This is a genomic window from Kitasatospora sp. NPDC058046, from assembly GCF_042885595.1.
Taxonomy (GTDB): domain Bacteria; phylum Actinomycetota; class Actinomycetes; order Streptomycetales; family Streptomycetaceae; genus Kitasatospora.
Genome location: NZ_JBHVRS010000019.1, coordinates 19502 through 34890 on the forward strand (window position 1 = coordinate 19502; position 15389 = coordinate 34890).

General features: G+C 74.0%; 18 protein-coding genes and 1 riboswitch. Of the genes, 10 read left to right on the top strand and 8 right to left on the bottom strand.

Translation table 11 applies throughout. From position 1 onward, the window contains the following. Positions 1-419: 419 nt before the first annotated feature. On the top strand, positions 420-1889 hold the full coding sequence (locus tag ACFVU7_RS31255) for a globin domain-containing protein (RefSeq protein WP_388048446.1): 1470 nt from the start codon (positions 420-422) through the stop codon (positions 1887-1889). On the opposite strand, the gene ACFVU7_RS31260 is transcribed toward ACFVU7_RS31255, so the two are convergent. Next, complete coding sequence (locus ACFVU7_RS31260; RefSeq protein ID WP_388048448.1) at positions 1890-2432, bottom strand: NUDIX domain-containing protein; 543 nt, start codon at positions 2430-2432, stop codon at positions 1890-1892. 238 nt (positions 2433-2670) lie between these two features. Here ACFVU7_RS31260 and ACFVU7_RS31265 point away from each other — a divergent pair, with 238 nt between their 5' ends. After that, positions 2671-3600, top strand: coding sequence for an IclR family transcriptional regulator (locus tag ACFVU7_RS31265; RefSeq protein WP_388048450.1), 930 nt, complete (start codon positions 2671-2673; stop codon positions 3598-3600). 197 nt (positions 3601-3797) lie between these two features. Continuing rightward, a complete protein-coding gene (locus ACFVU7_RS31270) occupies positions 3798-4223 on the top strand; it encodes an SsgA family sporulation/cell division regulator (RefSeq protein WP_049653243.1) in 426 nt (141 codons plus the stop codon). A 96-nt stretch (positions 4224-4319) separates the two neighbouring features. Here ACFVU7_RS31270 and ACFVU7_RS31275 read toward each other — a convergent pair whose 3' ends face one another. Then, positions 4320-4700, bottom strand: a complete 381-nt coding sequence (locus ACFVU7_RS31275) for a phage holin family protein (protein ID WP_049653241.1) — start codon at positions 4698-4700, stop codon at positions 4320-4322. Positions 4701-4863: 163 nt separating this feature from the next. Between ACFVU7_RS31275 and tenA the strand changes: the two genes are divergently transcribed. The 3 genes from tenA to thiC all read left to right on the top strand — a co-directional run bounded on the left by tenA (position 4864) and on the right by thiC (position 8081). After that, positions 4864-5535, top strand: coding sequence for a thiaminase II (gene tenA / locus ACFVU7_RS31280; protein WP_049653239.1), 672 nt, complete (start codon positions 4864-4866; stop codon positions 5533-5535). A 272-nt stretch (positions 5536-5807) separates the two neighbouring features. Beyond that, positions 5808-6008, top strand: a complete 201-nt coding sequence (locus tag ACFVU7_RS31285; protein WP_049653234.1) for a DUF5326 family protein — start codon at positions 5808-5810, stop codon at positions 6006-6008. A gap of 129 nt (positions 6009-6137) precedes the next feature. Further along, a riboswitch (TPP riboswitch) is annotated at positions 6138-6272 on the top strand. Beyond that, positions 6267-8081, top strand: a complete 1815-nt coding sequence (gene thiC / locus ACFVU7_RS31290) for a phosphomethylpyrimidine synthase ThiC (protein WP_388048452.1) — start codon at positions 6267-6269, stop codon at positions 8079-8081. Its footprint overlaps the riboswitch before it by 6 nt. A 59-nt stretch (positions 8082-8140) precedes the next feature. Here the strand turns inward: thiC and ACFVU7_RS31295 are convergent, their stop codons facing one another. Then, entirely contained in the window at positions 8141-8572 is a 432-nt protein-coding gene (locus tag ACFVU7_RS31295; protein ID WP_388048453.1) for an SRPBCC family protein, read from the bottom strand. Positions 8573-8589: 17 nt separating this feature from the next. Continuing rightward, entirely contained in the window at positions 8590-8946 is a 357-nt protein-coding gene (locus tag ACFVU7_RS31300) for a VOC family protein (RefSeq protein ID WP_388048455.1), read from the bottom strand. A gap of 113 nt (positions 8947-9059) precedes the next feature. Between ACFVU7_RS31300 and ACFVU7_RS31305 the strand changes: the two genes are divergently transcribed. Next, complete coding sequence (locus tag ACFVU7_RS31305; RefSeq protein ID WP_388048456.1) at positions 9060-9857, top strand: helix-turn-helix domain-containing protein; 798 nt, start codon at positions 9060-9062, stop codon at positions 9855-9857. A 15-nt stretch (positions 9858-9872) separates the two neighbouring features. On the opposite strand, the gene ACFVU7_RS31310 is transcribed toward ACFVU7_RS31305, so the two are convergent. Further along, positions 9873-10313, bottom strand: a complete 441-nt coding sequence (locus tag ACFVU7_RS31310; RefSeq protein ID WP_388048457.1) for a CBS domain-containing protein — start codon at positions 10311-10313, stop codon at positions 9873-9875. Positions 10314-10668: 355 nt separating this feature from the next. Between ACFVU7_RS31310 and ACFVU7_RS31315 the strand changes: the two genes are divergently transcribed. Beyond that, the gene (locus tag ACFVU7_RS31315) at positions 10669-11118 is read left to right on the top strand and encodes a DUF5994 family protein (protein ID WP_375876529.1); all 450 of its coding nucleotides are present in this window, start codon (positions 10669-10671) and stop codon (positions 11116-11118) included. 211 nt (positions 11119-11329) lie between these two features. After that, positions 11330-11767, top strand: coding sequence for an SRPBCC domain-containing protein (locus ACFVU7_RS31320; protein ID WP_049659222.1), 438 nt, complete (start codon positions 11330-11332; stop codon positions 11765-11767). Positions 11768-11858: 91 nt separating this feature from the next. Here ACFVU7_RS31320 and ACFVU7_RS31325 read toward each other — a convergent pair whose 3' ends face one another. Further along, positions 11859-12245 carry a VOC family protein gene (locus ACFVU7_RS31325; protein WP_074001979.1) on the bottom strand — a complete coding sequence of 129 codons (387 nt, stop codon included), beginning with the start codon at positions 12243-12245 and terminating at the stop codon, positions 11859-11861. A gap of 134 nt (positions 12246-12379) precedes the next feature. Here ACFVU7_RS31325 and ACFVU7_RS31330 point away from each other — a divergent pair, with 134 nt between their 5' ends. Then, a complete protein-coding gene (locus ACFVU7_RS31330) occupies positions 12380-13303 on the top strand; it encodes a LysR family transcriptional regulator (protein WP_049659220.1) in 924 nt (307 codons plus the stop codon). Between the two features lie 21 nt (positions 13304-13324). On the opposite strand, the gene ACFVU7_RS31335 is transcribed toward ACFVU7_RS31330, so the two are convergent. Together ACFVU7_RS31335 and ACFVU7_RS31340 are read right to left on the bottom strand one after the other, a co-directional pair. Further along, entirely contained in the window at positions 13325-13453 is a 129-nt protein-coding gene (locus tag ACFVU7_RS31335) for a hypothetical protein (protein ID WP_388048459.1), read from the bottom strand. 429 nt (positions 13454-13882) lie between these two features. Continuing rightward, the gene (locus ACFVU7_RS31340; RefSeq protein ID WP_388048460.1) at positions 13883-15358 is read right to left on the bottom strand and encodes an alpha/beta hydrolase family protein; all 1476 of its coding nucleotides are present in this window, start codon (positions 15356-15358) and stop codon (positions 13883-13885) included. Between the last annotated feature and the right edge of the window lie 31 nt (positions 15359-15389).

Here is a 15389-nt window from a genome sequence, read left to right on the forward strand (position 1 = left end):
GCCCGGCTCTCCGGTTGCCCTGGGTGTGCGGACGGACACCCGGGGCGACCGGGGGCGGGGAGAGTAGCGCGTTCCGGGCCCGGATGTCCGGGCTTCGCGTGATTCGTCGGTCGGTCGGTCGGGCCGTGCCACGCTGCCTTGGCGCCAGTAGCGACAAGCCAGGTGGTGGCGCAGGCCGGCCGGAGGGCGAAACGATTCTCTTGGGTACTCGAAACGTAGCGGTGAAGTCCCGCGGAACAGTCCTGGTCCGTACCGGGCATGGCTCGGCGGGGGTCTCGTCCGTCCCGGGCCTGCGGCAGTCCGCGCCCGACGGGGGTCCGTCGCGGGAGGCGGTCGCCCGGCCGCCGGTGCCCCTGGCCCCGCCGGTGCGCCTGGACCCGCCTGCGCCCGTGGCCCCGCCTGTGCCCCTGGCCCCGCCGATGCCCGTGGCCCCGTCGGACCTGCCGCCGCTGGTGGCGGCGGAGGCGCCGACGGAGGTGCTGCCGCCGGTGGCGCTGCTGGAGCCCGTCCGGCCGCCGCAACCGCCGTTCGTCCCGGCCCCGGCCCACGTCCACGCCCCGGCTCCCGCCGCCGACTTCCGCCCGCTGTTCGCCGACGCTCCCGGCCTCAACCGGGTCGGCCCGGGCGACCGGTGGAGCGACGCCTGGGGCGTACGGACCCCTGCCGGGCAGCCCGCCGCCGCGCTCCCCGCCGCCGGGCAGGACCCGGCCACCGCCCGCCGGCCGCTCACCGCCCGGGAGGTCGGGCTGGTCCGGGCCGGCCTCGCCGCCGTCGAGCCGGTCGCCGACCGGGCCACCGCGCACTTCTTCGCGCTGCTCTTCCTGCGCCACCCCGAGCTCCGCTCGTCCTTCCCCGCCGCCATGGACGTCCACCGCGAGCGGCTGTTCCGCACCCTGCTGGCCGTGGTCCGGGAGCTCGACCGGCCGGCGGCCCTGCGCGCCACGCTGGCCGGGCTCGGCCGGTCCCACCGCCGGTACGGGGCACTGGCCGGGCACTACGCCGTGGTGGAGGAGTGTCTGGTGGGAACGCTGGCCCGGTACACGGGCGACCGCTGGGACGCCGAGGCCGAGTCGGCCTGGCGCCGCGCCTACCGGATGATCTCCTCGGCCATGATCGAAGCCGCCGAGGAGGACGCCCGCACCTCGCCGGCCTGGTGGCAGGGCGAGATCGTCCGGCACGAGCGCCGCACCCGGGACGTCGCGGTGGTCACCGTCCGGCCGGACCAGGCCTACCCGTTCCGGGCCGGGCAGTACACCGCGCTGGAGACGCCCTGGTGGCCGCGGGTCTGGCGGCACTACTCCTTCGCCGGCGCGCCCTGCCCGGACGGGCTGCTGACCTTCCACGTCAAGGCCGTCCAGGCGGGCTGGGTGAGCAACGCGCTGGTCCACCGGGCCGCGCCCGGGGACGTGCTGCGGCTCGGCCCGGCGGCCGGCGCGATGACCGTGGACCACGCGGCCGGCCGGGACCTGCTCTGCCTCGGCGGCGGCACCGGGATCGCGCCGATCCGCGCCCTGGTCGAGGAGGCCGCCGAGCACGGTGCGTCCGGCCGCCGGGTCGAGGTGTTCTACGGGGCCCGCCGGGCCGAGGAGCTGTACGCGCTGGACGGGCTGCGCGAACTGGCCGCTCGCCACCCCTGGTTGACGGTCCGTCCGGTGCTCTCCGGTGGCGGCCACGCCGGGGGTCCGCTGGGTGGCGAACTGTTGGCCGGCGGGCTGCTGACCGGCGAACTGCCCGATGCGGTGGGCCGGTTCGGCCCGTGGGCCGGTCGCGAGGCGGTGCTCAGCGGGCCGCCGGCGATGGTGCGCCGGGGCGTCGGGGTGCTGCTGCGGGCCGGGGTCCCGGCCGAGCTGATCCGGCACGACCCGGTCGGCGACCCGGCCGCCGTGTGATCACCCGAGGTCGGGGGCGAGGAGCGCGCGGATGCCCTCGATGTTGGCCGCCAGGTACGCCCGCAGTCGGGGCGGGACCACGTTGACCGAGGTGACGCCCTCGCGGGTGAACGGCAGCCGGACCACCTCGTACTCGCCGTTGGGATCGGTCACCTCGGGCCCGTGCCGTCGGTCGAGGTCCATCGAGGCGAGCCGGCAGACGAAGAAGTGCTGCACCTTGACCCCGTGCGGGTGCAGCGGGGTGCCGTCGTCATGGTGGGTGTGGCTGATGGTGTCGACGAAGGCGGGCACCACGTCCACGACCTTGCCGCCGAGCTCCTCGTCCACCTCGCGGTGCAGCGCCTCGACCACCGTCCGGTCCTCCCGCTCGACCCCGCCGCCGGGCGTGATCCAGTACGGGTGCGGCGAGTCCGGCCGGACCCGCCGCACCAGCACGATCGAGGCCGGGCCGTACGGATCGTCCGGGTCCAGCTCCAGCAGGATCGCCCGCGCGGTGCGCTTCACGACCGGGCGCGGTGGCGCGGTGCGGTTCTCGGGGCCCATGGCCACCTCCGGGACTGGCGCGTTGTGCGGAAGTCTCCCGCGCCGGGGGAGGAACGAAACCCGGGGAACGGGTCGAAACACACCGGGAACGGGTCGAAACGCCGACCCGGTCGGGTGCATCCGTTCGGGGTCCCGCTGTGCTGCAATGAGCAGCTATCGGGCAAATCGGAGGTTTCGTTCCGCATGCCCGTTCTGGGCACGGACCTGTACGAGGGACTCGGGCTGGGGGTTGGGTGTCATGGATCGGATCGCACAGCCGTTCGAGAAGACGCAACCGTTCGAGACAGCACGACCGTTCGGGGAGCACCCGTTCGGAGAGCAACCGTTCGAGGCGGCACGACCGCTCGGGCCCGCGCGGGAGGCCGGGCCCGCGCGGGAGGCCGGGCCCGCGCGGGAGGCCGGGCCCGCCGCGCCGCGGCCGCCCGAGGCGGACCGCGGGCCCACCCTGATCGGCTCCGTCCAGCGGGCGCTGCGGCTGCTGGAGGCCGTCGGGGGCTTCCGGCGCGGCGCGACCGCCAAGCAGTTGGCCCGGGCCGCCGAACTGCCCCTCGGCACGGCCTACCACCTGCTGCGGACCCTGGCCCACGAGGGCTACCTGCGGCGCTCCGAGGGGCGCTTCTTCCACGGGGAGGCGCTCGACGGCATAGCCCGCTCCCGCGGCCGGTGCGGCGACCCCGACCTGCGGACGCGGATGCGGTCCTTACGGGACGAGCTCGGCGCCGCGGTCTACTTCGCGCTGTACCGGGACGGCGAGGTCCACGTGGTGGACGTGGCCGAGGACCCGAACCGCCCGGCCGTCGAGCCCTGGGCGGACTTCCGGGCCACCGCCCACGCGCACGCCATCGGGCAGTGCCTGCTCGGCCAGCTGCCCGAGGAGGAGCGCCGCGACCACCTCGCCCGCCACCCGCCGGCCGGGCTCACCCCGTCGACCCTCACCGGCGAGACCGCGGTGCTGCGCCGACTAGCCTCGCTGCGGCCGACCATGCCGGTGCTGGAGCGTCAGGAGTACGCGCTCGGCACGGTCTGCGCGGCCGTCCCGATCACCATCGGCCCGGTGGTCGCCACGATGGCCCTGTCGCTCCCGGTCGAGCGGGCCGACCGGCTGGTCTCCGTCGCGTGCCAACTGCGGCGCGGGGTCGGGGCGATGAGTCCGTCGTTCATCTTCTGACACCACTTGGTCTGGACCTGCTCCGGCTCGTTCACCATTTGAAAAAGCACGCCTTGTCCACTACATCCCCAAACATGGACGATGATGATCGAACGTGGATTGGTTGCATAAACCGTCACAAAAACCGTCGAAAACATGTCCGCCGCCATCGGACCAAGCGAACCGACGGCGCGGGCAGAACGAGAGGTACTGGCGCCATGCAGCACAGCACAGTCCAGGGTCACCTGGTGATGAACCTCGTGGTCTCGCACGAGCTCTCCTTCCGCCTCCCGGTGGACCTGGCGTACGAGGCCGACGACCCGTACGCCGTCCGGCTCACCTTCCACCTGCCCGGCGACGCCCCGGTCACCTGGTACTTCGCGCGGGAGCTGCTGCTCGACGGGATCAGCGGACCGGCGGGCGAGGGCGACGTGCACATCCGCCCGGTCGGCGACGAGCTCTCGGAGGTCCGCATCGTGCTGCACTCCCCCGACGGGGACGCCCTGCTGTGCGCCTCGTCCGCGCCGCTGATCGCCTTCCTGGCGCGGACCGACCGGCTGGTGCCGATGGGGCAGGAGTTCTCCGGGCGGGACATCGACGCCCAGCTCGCGGACCTGCTCAAGGGGCGTGAGAACGCGGGGTGATCGCCCCGGCCGCGGTCGCACAGGAACGGCGAAGGGGCCCGTACCCGGTGGCAACACCCGGGTGCGGGCCCCTTTCGGCCGTCCGCACGGCACCGGTCAGTCGTCGTCCAGGGCCAGGTGCAGGCCCCACGCGACCAGGCTGATGATCAGTGAACCGACCAGCGCCGAGCCGAAGTTGGTCACGTGGAAGTCCAGGCTCAGCTTCCCGGAGGCCCAGGAGGTGAGCAGGAGCATCAGGGCGTTGATCACGAAGGTGATCAGTCCCAGCGTGAGGATGAACAGCGGGAACGAGAACAGCTTGACCACTGGCTTGATCAGCCAGTTCACCACGCCGAACACGACGGCGACGCCGAGCACCGTCAGCGCCTTGTGCTGCCAGTCGGCCTTGCCCTGGGCGAGTTGGATGCCGCTGACGATCCAGGCGGCGACCCAGATGGCCGCCGCGTTGATCAGTGTCTTGATGAGGAAACCCTTCATGCCGCCCAAGCCTGACAGGAACCACCCTCCCGGCGGAACCACCACACGGCGGGGTCGTGCTGAATGCCCCTGGTCCGGGAGGTGGACGGACGGGCCCGGGGACGGGGGAGGACAGCGGCACACTGGGCGGAGGACCGGCCGCCCCGGCGGTTAGGGTCGCGTCATGAGCACCAAGACGCTGACCGAAGAACTCTGGGCGGCCATCGAGCCGGTGTACGCCGAGATCCTCGCCCACCCATTCCTGGCCGGGCTCACCGACGGCACCCTGCCGCGCGAGGCCTTCCGCCACTTCGTCGTCCAGGACTCGCACTACCTGCGCGACTACGCCCGCGCGCTCGCCGTCTGCGCCGCCAAGGCGCCCGGCGAGGAGGACGTCCGGGCCTTCGCCGACGACGCGGTCGGCGCGCTGGCCGCCGAGCAGGGCATGCACGCCGAGTTCCTGACCGCCTTCGGCGGCAGCGCCGAGGAGGCCGCCGCCGAGCCGGTGCTGCCCACCACCCGGGCCTACACCAGCTACCTGCTGGCCACCGTCTACGGCGGCTCCTTCGCCGAGGCGCTCGGCGCGGTGCTGCCCTGCTACTGGATCTACGCCCGGGTCGGCGAGGCGCTGCTCGCCCAGGGCTCGCCCGACCCGCTGTACGCCAAGTGGATCTCCACCTACGGCGACGAGGCCTTCCAGTCGGTGGTCCGCCGGGTGCTGGCGCTGACCGACCGGCTGGGCGAGGAGCTGTCCGCGGCCGAACGCCGGAAGGTGGTCGGGCACTTCGTGACCACCTCGCGCTACGAGTGGATGTTCTGGGACGCCGCCTGGCGCGGCGAGCGCTGGCCGGTCTGAGCCGTCCGGGCGGCGCCCGCCGCCTGCCGCCCGTCGTCCGGACGGGCTTGCTTCCGGCGTCGCTCGGACAGGTCGTAAAGGCCCGGGGCCGTGCCCCCGCCGGAGGAGTTCTCGGGGGTCACCCGGGGGGTCGGGATCGGGGGGATCTCGGGGTTCTCTCCGGGCCGTTGGGCCTCGTTCCGGCACTCGCGCCACCGTACGATCGAAGTACCGAAAGCAAGCGGGATGCGGCACCGGACGGCGGCCGACCCGAGGGGAGAAGAGGAACCGACATGGCTGAGCTCTGGAAGTCGCTGCCCTCCTGGGTGCGCAACATCGTCATCCCGGTGCTGGTCCTGGTGCTGGCCTGGAACATCGTCGCCTTCGTGTTCGGCGTCGTCGGCGCACTGCTCTCGATCGTGATCAAGCTGCTGGTGGTGGTCGGCATCGCGGCCGCCGTGGTGGTCCTGGTGAAGAAGGCGGCCAAGAGCTGACCGGCCGCCCCGACCGCCGCCCTGAGGCCCGGCCCCCCGCGAGACGGGGAGCCGGGCCTCTGGCGTGAGGCGCTCTGGACCTGCGGCGATCCGCTCGCTACGGTGTTGGGCGTCGTGTGCAGGCAACACCGCCTGCGACGCGGGAGCTCGGAGCACCGGGCTGAGAGGACGCTGACCGGGACGTCGACGGACGGACCGACGGCTGCGTCGACCGCAGGAACCTGACCGGGTAATGCCGGCGTAGGGAGTAGAGGTCAGATGACCACGTTCGAAGCACAGCCGCAGTCTGTCCGGAGCGCCCCCAGCAGCGAGCGCACCGGCTACCCGACCCCGGCCTGGCACAAGGCCTACCGCGAGGGATCGCGCCCCGACCTGCGCGTCCCGTACCGCGAGGTGCGGCTCACCAACGGCGGGACCGTCCCGCTGTACGACACCTCCGGCCCGTACACCGACCCGTCGTACGAGCCCGACGTGCGGCGCGGCCTGCCCGCGCTGCGGGACCCCTGGATCCGCCAGCGCGGCGACGTCGAGGAGTACGACGGCCGCGAGTCGCGCCCCGAGGACGACGGGATCAAGCACACCTCGCCGCGCGGCGGGAACCTGCGCAACCTGGACGCCGTCTTCCCCGGCCGCCCGCGCCGTCCGCTGCGCGGCCGCGGTGGTGCCGCCGTCACCCAACTCGCCTACGCCAAGCGGGGCGTGGTGACGCCGGAGATGGAGTTCGTGGCGCTGCGCGAGGGCCTGGCGCCCGAGTTCGTGCGGGCCGAGGTGGCCCGCGGCCGGGCTGTCATCCCGGTCAACGTGAACCACCCCGAGGTGGAGCCGGCCGTCATCGGCACCAACTTCCTGGTGAAGATCAACGCCAACATCGGCAACTCGGCCGTCACCTCCTCGATCGAGGAGGAGGTGGAGAAGATGACCTGGGCCACCCGCTGGGGCGCCGACACCGTCATGGACCTCTCCACCGGCCGCAACATCCACACCACCCGCGAGTGGATCCTGCGCAACTCCCCCGTGCCGATCGGCACCGTGCCGCTGTACCAGGCCCTGGAGAAGGTGGACGGCCGCGCCGAGGAGCTGAGTTGGGAGGTGTACCGGGACACCATCGTCGAGCAGTGCGAGCAGGGCGTCGACTACATGACCGTCCACGCCGGCGTGCTGCTGCGCTACGTCCCGCTCACCGCGCGCCGCAAGACCGGCATCGTCTCGCGCGGCGGCTCGATCATGGCGGCCTGGTGCCTGGCCCACCACCAGGAGAACTTCCTCTACACCAACTTCGAGGAGCTCTGCTCCATCCTCGCCTCCTACGACGTCACCTTCTCGCTCGGTGACGGCCTGCGTCCGGGCTCGATCGCGGACGCCAACGACGAGGCGCAGTTCGCCGAGCTGAAGACCCTCGGCGAGCTCGGCCGGATCGCCCGCGGGCGGGACGTCCAGGTGATGATCGAGGGCCCGGGCCACGTCCCGATGAACAAGATCCGGGAGAACATGGATCTCCAGAAGGAGATCTGCGACGAGGCGCCGTTCTACACCCTCGGCCCGCTGACCACGGACGTCGCCCCCGGCTACGACCACATCACCTCGGGCATCGGCGCCGCGATGATCGCCTGGTGGGGCACCGCGATGCTCTGCTACGTGACCCCCAAGGAGCACCTGGGCCTGCCCAACCGGGACGACGTCAAGACCGGCGTGATCACCTACAAGATCGCCGCCCACGCCGCCGACCTGGCCAAGGGCCACCCCGGCGCCCAGGCCTGGGACGACGCCCTCTCCGACGCCCGCTTCGAGTTCCGCTGGGAGGACCAGTTCAACCTGGCCCTCGACCCGGAGACCGCCCGCGACTTCCACGACGAGACCCTCCCCGCCGAGCCCGCCAAGACCGCGCACTTCTGCTCGATGTGCGGCCCGAAGTTCTGCTCGATGAAGATCTCCCAGAAGATCCGCGACGAGCACGGCGACGGATCCACCGCCGTCTCCAGTGAGTTCGACGCCGAGGCGCTGGCCGGCATGGCCGAGAAGTCCGCCGAGTTCGCGGCCCAGGGCAACAAGGTCTACCTCCCGTTGGTGGACTGACCCGGGACACCCGAGCGCCGCCCCGAAGTACCTCGGGGCGGCGCTTTCGCGGTCCTCCGCTACCTCCCGGCGTCGTGGCCGGCGACCGGTGCGGCGCCCTCCAGCGTGCGGCGGATCACCGCCGAACCGTGCTCGACGGACTCGGCGATCGGTGCGGCCAGGGCCTCGGGCAGGACGTCGGTGTGCCACACGAACCTCGTCCGGCCGCCGGCCTCCGGAAGGGCCTGCATGGACGCGTGGTGGTGGGACGGGTGGAGGCTGCCGCCGACGACCGTGTAGGCGACCCGCATCGCCTCGTGGTCGAGGTCGACGAGCCGTTCGAGCACGATCGTGCCGTCGGCGAAGGTGACGGTGCGCGTGTCCGAGCTCAGCCGGGTGTCGGTGACGAACCCGGGCGCCAGCCGCTCGTGCACCGCGCCGTAGTCGCTGAGCACCGACCACACCGCCTCGGGGCGGGCGTCGATGACGAGTTCCTTGTGGATCGAGGCCATGGGTGGTCGACTCCTCGTCAGGCCGAAGCGATGCAGAACAGGTGGCCCTCGGGGTCGGCGAGAACGGTCCAATCGCCTTCGCCGGGCTGGAACTCCGGCCTGGTCGCCCCCGCCGCGAGCAGCTCCTGCACCGCGGCCTCGGGGTCGGCGACGGCGAAGTCGAGGTGGGCGTGCTTCGCGGCGTCGGGCCAGCCGGGCCCCCGGTAGCCGGCGACCCGCTGGAAGGCCAACCGGACCGGCCCCGCGCCGAGTTGGACGAAGTCGTCGTCGGCCTGCCCGAGGTCCCAGCCGGTGACCTGGCGGTAGAACCCGGCGAGGGCCCGGGGGTCGGCGCAGTCGATGGTGATCGCGGTGAGCTCCGCGTGGACGGCCATGGATGGCTCCCTTCCTGTCGTCACGTGGGCCCCAGCATCCGGGGTGACGGCACCGGAGGTCTTGAAGATCCTTGCGGGCCGTCCTGTCGTACCCGGCGGGTACCGTCCGCGGCATGCTGTCCGCATCGACCCTCGCCGCCCGGCCGGAGTTCACCGTGACCGTGGTGGGGTGCCGCTCCGACCACACCCGGTGGTCGCGGCCGGAGACCCGCGACGACCACCGCCTGGTGCTGGTGCGACGCGGCAGGTTCCGGCGGTCGGCCGACGGCACCGACACCGATCTGGACGCGACCACGGCCTACCTGGGCGCGCCCGGCGAACAGGAGCGCTTCGCGCACCCGGCCGGCGGCGACGTCTGCACGTCGGTCAGGTTCGAGCCCTCCCTGCTCGGGCGCCCGCCCGCCGCGACGACGGTGTACGTCGACGCGCGCGTCGACCTCGCCCACCGCCGTCTGGTCGCCGCCGCGGGCACCGGCGACATCGACTACGCGCTGGCGGAGGAACTGCTCCGCCTCGTCGCGGCCGCGGCCGGTGAGCCGACCGCCCGCGCCCGGCGGGCAGGCCGGCCGGCCGACCGGGCGCTGGCCGCGGCGGCGCGCGAGGCGATCATCGAGGAGGCCCCGGAGGCCGGTGGGCTCTGCGCGCTGGCCGCGCTGCTGGAGGTGTCGCCCTACCGGCTGAGCCGGGTGTTCTCCAGGGAGACGGGCGTCTCGCTGACCCGCTACCGCAACCGCGTACGCGTCACCCGGGCCATGGACCGGATCGTCGAGGGCGAACCCGGCCTCGCCGCCCTGGCGGCCCAGCTCGGCTTCGCCGACCAGGCGCACCTGACCCGCGCCGTCCGCGAGCACGTGGGGCACACACCCACGGCACTGCGCCGGCTGCTCGCCCCGGGCCCGGGCCCGTCATGAGCCGGCGGGGCGGGGTCACGCGGGCACGGTGACGACCAGGTCGGTGGCGAGCAGGCCGGCGGCGCGGTCCGCGGTCAGTGCGCCGAGGATGTAGCCGTCCTCGTCGACGACGGGCCAGACCGCGAGGTGCTTGATCCGCATGGCGATCGCGGCCAGGGCCAGGCCCATGGTCGGCCAGGCGAACGGGCCTCGCTGGTGGGTGGTCGAGCTGATCGCGGTCCGCTCGGCGTACCAGGAGCGGGTGAGGAACGGATGGAGTCCGGTGCGGGTGACCAGCCCCTCGCAGCGGCCGTCGTGGCCGCGGACGAGCAGGTAGTCGAGGTGGGCGACGCGGAGGACGTCGTCGGCCTGGTCGACGGTGCTGTCGTCGGCTATCTGGTAGTCGCAGGGGTCCATGGCGTCGGCGACCGTGAGGCCGTGGCCGGGTCGTGCGGGCTGGGGCGAGTGAGTGGTCACGGCGTTCACCGCTTCCCGTCTCCGGCCGCCCGCCGGAGCGGGGCCTGCCGGGCTGTCCTTCACCCAGAACGAAGCCGGAACGGGACCGGGATGCGGGTTGCCCTGGATGTCTCCGAGGCTACTCCCCGGGCGGACGGGGCGGAGTGCGGTGCGCGGGACGGGGCGGAGTGCGGTGCGCGGGACGGGGCGGAGAGCGGGGCGGCGGGCGGGGCGGAGAGCGGGGCGGCGGGCGGCCCGGGGGAGGCCGTGGCGGAGTAGCGTGGGAGGCAGCCGAGGACATTCCGCACACCGGCATCAGCGTCGACGTCGCCCTGGGTCATGACGGGTCCCTCGTGGACCGGACGGGCGGCCTCAGATGATGCCGATCCCCCTCCCCAACCCTTCGCCCACCGGGCCGTGGACGGTGCCCGGTGCGCCGCTGCTGCCGCGCCTGGAGCTGGAGCCGACGCAGTCGCGGGAGGGTGTCTTCGACGGGGCCTGGTGGCCCCGCTCGAACCAGGTCAGCACCGAACTGCCGGACCTGATCACCGCGCTCGGCGCCCACTTCGGGCGCATCCTCCGGGTCGGCCTCGACACCTCGGCGTGGGACGGTGTGCCCCGGTCCGTGATGGCGAACGGCCTGATGATCAGGATCAACTGGTTCCCGGGCAGCGACGCGACGATCAGCGTCACCCGGGGCCTCCAGGACCACTTCCTGCTGCTGGTGGTGCCGCCCGGCACCGACCCGACGACGGCCGCCTCGGCGATGGCCGGCGCCTCCGCGACCGGGAACCACACCCCGGCGGCGGAACTCCTGCTCGGCTGACGGCCGTCGGCGCTGCGCGGGCAGCGGGCAGCGGGCAGCGGGCAGCGGGCAGCGGGCACCGGCTCCGGGTCAGGCTCAGGCTCAGGAGAGCTCGTCGGAAGAGCTCCGGAGAACTCGTCGGAAAAACTTTCGCGGGGAGCGATGAGTTCTCGGGGCGGTCCCGGTCTACCCCTGTGCAAGCGACAGACGTGACCACGGAGGAGATTCCGAGATGACCGAGAACCTGGGCGAGCTGACCATCACCCGCGAGCTGCCGGGCGCCCCCGCCGCCGCGTTCGAGGCGTACTTCGAGCCGGAGCAGTTCGTCCGCTTCTGGGGTCCGGTCGGCACCCACGTGCCGCTGGACACCGTGACCATCGAGGCGAAGGAGGGCGGGCGCTACGACAGCACCATGGTGGTCGACGAGACCGGCGACCGGTACCCGTTGAAGGCGGAGATCACCGAGATCCGGGCGGGCGAGTTCTTCGCGATGGTGGAGGAGGGCTCGGGCATGCGGTCCACCCTCACCTTCACCGGGCTCGACGAGGGCCGCACCCGGGTGGTGCTGCACCAGACCGGGGTGCCGGAGATGTACCGCGGCCCGGAGGCCGAGGCGGGGCTGAACTCCAGCTTCGACCGGCTGGTCGAGCACCTCGCCGGCCGGAGCTGACCCGGCGGCCGGCCGCGTGCCGTCCCGGCCCGGTGCTCGGGCCGGGGGCGGCGCCGCTCGGCGGTCGGCGCCCTTCGGCGGTCGGCGCCGCTCAGCGGTCGGCGTCCTGGGGGTACCAGCGGAGTTCGACGGTGTTGCCGTCCGGGTCCTGGACGTAGACGGAGGTCGCGGTGCCGCGGGCGCCGTAGCGGGGGACGGGGCCTTCGAGGACGGTGAAGGTGCCGGCGTCGATGACCTCCTGCCAGTCGAGGGGCTCGACGGTGAGGCAGAAGTGGTCGACGTTGGACTCGTGCCGGGGGCCGTGGACCAGGTCGATGATGGTCTCGGCGCCGACCCGGACGGACGGGAACGGCGCCCGGCCGGCCCGCCACTCGTCGACCCGGACGGGGGCCAGGCCGAGCAGGCCGGAGTAGAAGGCCAGCGAACGCTCGACGTCGGCGACGTTGAGGACCAGGTGGTCGAAGGCTACGACGCGCATGGGTGATCGGCTCCGCTCGGGTGCGACTGCTGGGGACGGGTTCCACGATCCTCCTGGCCGGAGGCCTGATCAACGCGTGATCGTCGTACGATCGTTGAGCCGCATTCAACGATCGAGGGGCGGGCGGGGCCGGGATGCTGGAGCGGCTGGAGATCGAGGTCGTCCTCGCGCTCGCCGAGGAGCTGCACTTCGGGCGGACCGCCGAGCGGCTGCACCTGACCACGGGGCGGGTCAGCCAGGTGGTGCGGAAACTGGAGCGCCGGATCGGCGCGCAGCTGTTCGACCGCACCAGCCGGTCGGTCCGACTCACCGCAGTGGGGCGGCAGTTGGCCGAGGACCTGGTGCCGGTGGCGGCGGCGACGGAGGCGGCGCTGCGCCGGGCGGAGGACGCCGCCCGGGGCGTCACCGGGGAGCTCCGGGTGGCGTTCCTCGGGGAGTGGACGGCGCCCGTGCTGCTCAAGGCGGCCGCGCTGTTCGGCGAGCGGTACCCGGACTGCCGGGTGGACGTGCGCGAGGTGCAGCTGTCCAACTCCCGGTCGAGCCTGGAGGACGGCTCGGTCGACGTCCTGATCGCCTCCTACCCGTTCGACGGCATGGCCCGCGGCCCGGTGCTGCTGACCGAGCGGCGGGTCCTCGCGGTGGCGGCCGGGCACCCGCTGGCCGCGGAGCGGTCGGTGTCGGTCGAGGTGCTCGCCGACCACCCGGTGGTGCAGTACCCGGCCGTCACCTCGGCGGGCTTCAAGCGCGACCGCACCCCCGACCGCACCCCGTCCGGCCGTCCGGTGCCCAAGGGCCCGTCCGGCGGCACCTTCTCCGAGCTGCTCAGCCTGGTCGCGATGGGCCGCGGCGTCCTCCCGGTCGGCGAGCACTCCCGCCACTACTACCCGCGCCCGGACGTCGCGTACGTGCCGATCCACGACGCGCCCCCGATCGAGCGCGGCCCGGTCTGGCTGGAGAGCAACACCACCGCCCGGGTCCGCGCCTTCGTCCGGGCGGCGACGGACGTCGTCGCGGAGCGGCCAGGGGGCGCGCCGCTCCGCGCGCCGGCGACGGACTGACCGCGCCCGCCCCGAAGCGGTTCAACTCGCCCTGCGCCGACGGTAGTAGTGCACGGTGAGCACGGCGAGGAGCGGACCCCAGGCGGCCGGCGGCAGGTAGCCGATCCAGAACACGACGGTCTGCCAGCCGTGGGTGACGACCCCGGCCACACCTCGCCCCAGCGGGCGACCAGGCCGAAGCAGAGGAGGGCCAGCGCCTCGCTGACCACGCTGAGCGCGAGGATGTACGCCCAGCCTCCGTCGAACGGGGCGGGGTCCCGCTCCGGTGGTGTCGGGCCGTGGTCGAGCAGCGGCAGGCCGACGATGAAGCCGCCGATCCGCCAGAGGCAGGAGGGCAGGACGGCCAGGGTGATCGCGTACCCGGTGCGGACCGCCCAGCGGGGCACGCCCGGTGCGGGGGTGCCGTGCAGTCGTGCCGCGATCGTCCGTGCGCTCATGGTTCCGCCTCCCGACCCGGGCGGACGCGGTCCGTCCACCACCGGCTCCGACCCTCCCGGAGCGGGCCGGCCGGGGCGTCCTCATCCGGGCCGAACCCGCTCCCCCGGGCGAGGGAGCGGGCCGTTGCCCCGATGGCGGGGGTCAGGGCAGCAGCAGTCCCCAGGACAGGGCCCAGGGCAGGAACACCAGCCCGGCCAGCAGCAGGGCGCCCAGCCGCGCCCGGTCGGCCAGGGAGGCGGCGGCCAGGGCGGCCCGCTCCCGCCGGGCACCGGCCGCGGCGACGGCGGCCGCCCCGAGGGCGAACAGCGCGAGCAGCTGGACGGCCAGCCAGACCACCGGGCGGCCGAACAGGACCGGGCCCGGGAACATCGCGGCGGTGAGCATCAGGAAGAGCAGGTAGCCGAGGGCGCCCAGGAGGGCGGCCGTTCCGGCGAGGGCGGCCCAGCGGGCGGCCCGGGGCAGGGCGGCCGGGCGCGGCCGGCGGCGCAGGCGGCGGACGGCGCCGCTCAGCGCGTAGCCCGCGAAGCCGGTCAGGCAGAGCAGGGTGGCGACGACCTCGAACCAGGTGGACTCGTACCAGGGGAGCGGGTCGAGCGCGAGGCTGCGGGTGTCCTGGTGCGGGACCGGGTCGGCGGAGGCGGCGGGGAGGCCGGTGGCGAGCCGCTGGATCCAGGCGGACTCGGTCCCGGCGTAGTCGGCGGGGAGCTGGTCGGGCCGGTCGTAGCCGTCGTCCCGGGTCAGGTGCAGGTTGTGCCGGACGTCGGGGACGGTCCGCAGCGTGTAGTGGGTGTTGCCGCCGCGGTCGAGGGCCCGGCGGATGATCGTCGCGCTCTCCTCGGGGGCGGCCTCGCGGTCGAGCGTGCCCCACTCGGCCAGGACGGGCTGCCGGACCCGCTCCCACACCGGCACCGGGTCGTAGTCGGCCTCCGGGAAGAGCCCGGCCGCCGAGAGCAGGCGGACGGAGGTGTCCGAGAGCGCGGTGACCAGCGAGCCGGAGACGCCGGCGTGGCGCAGGTAGCCCCGGTACGCCCAGGCCTGCTGGCGGGCCGGGGTGAGGCCGACCGCCCCGACGGTGACCAGGTACGCCGCCTCGGTGGTGCGGGTGGCGGCGAGCGAGGCCACCCAGGCGCCCTCGGACAGGCCCCACAGGCCGACCCGGTCCGGGGTGACCTCCGGCCGGGCGCGCAGCAGCCGGACGGCGGCCAGGGCGTCGTCGGCCAGCTGCCCGTAGTCCCGGTGGGTCGTCGAGTAGCCGTCGGTGCGCTTGTCGAAGACGAGGACGGTGACGCCGTGCCGCGCGTACGACTCGGCGTCGGCCCGCAGCTCGGCGAGCGGGCCCGGGCCGGCCCCGGGGAGCATGACCAGTCCCGGGCCGGGGGTGCCGGCCTTCGCGCCGGGCGCGGCCAGCAGCAGGCCGTGCAGGACGGTGCCGCCGGCGCCGGTGAAGTCGACCGGGCTGGGGACCGGATCGCCCGCCGCGGGCGCGTCGCCCGCCGCCTCGGCTGCGGCTGCTTCGGCTCCGACGCCGGGGAGCAGCCCCAGCAGGGCCGCCAGCAGGGCGGTGACCAGCAGCAGGGCCGGTCCGGTGCGGGCCGGTTGGACGGGTCCGGTGCGCATCGCTGGTCTCCCCCGGGTCGTGCTCCACTCG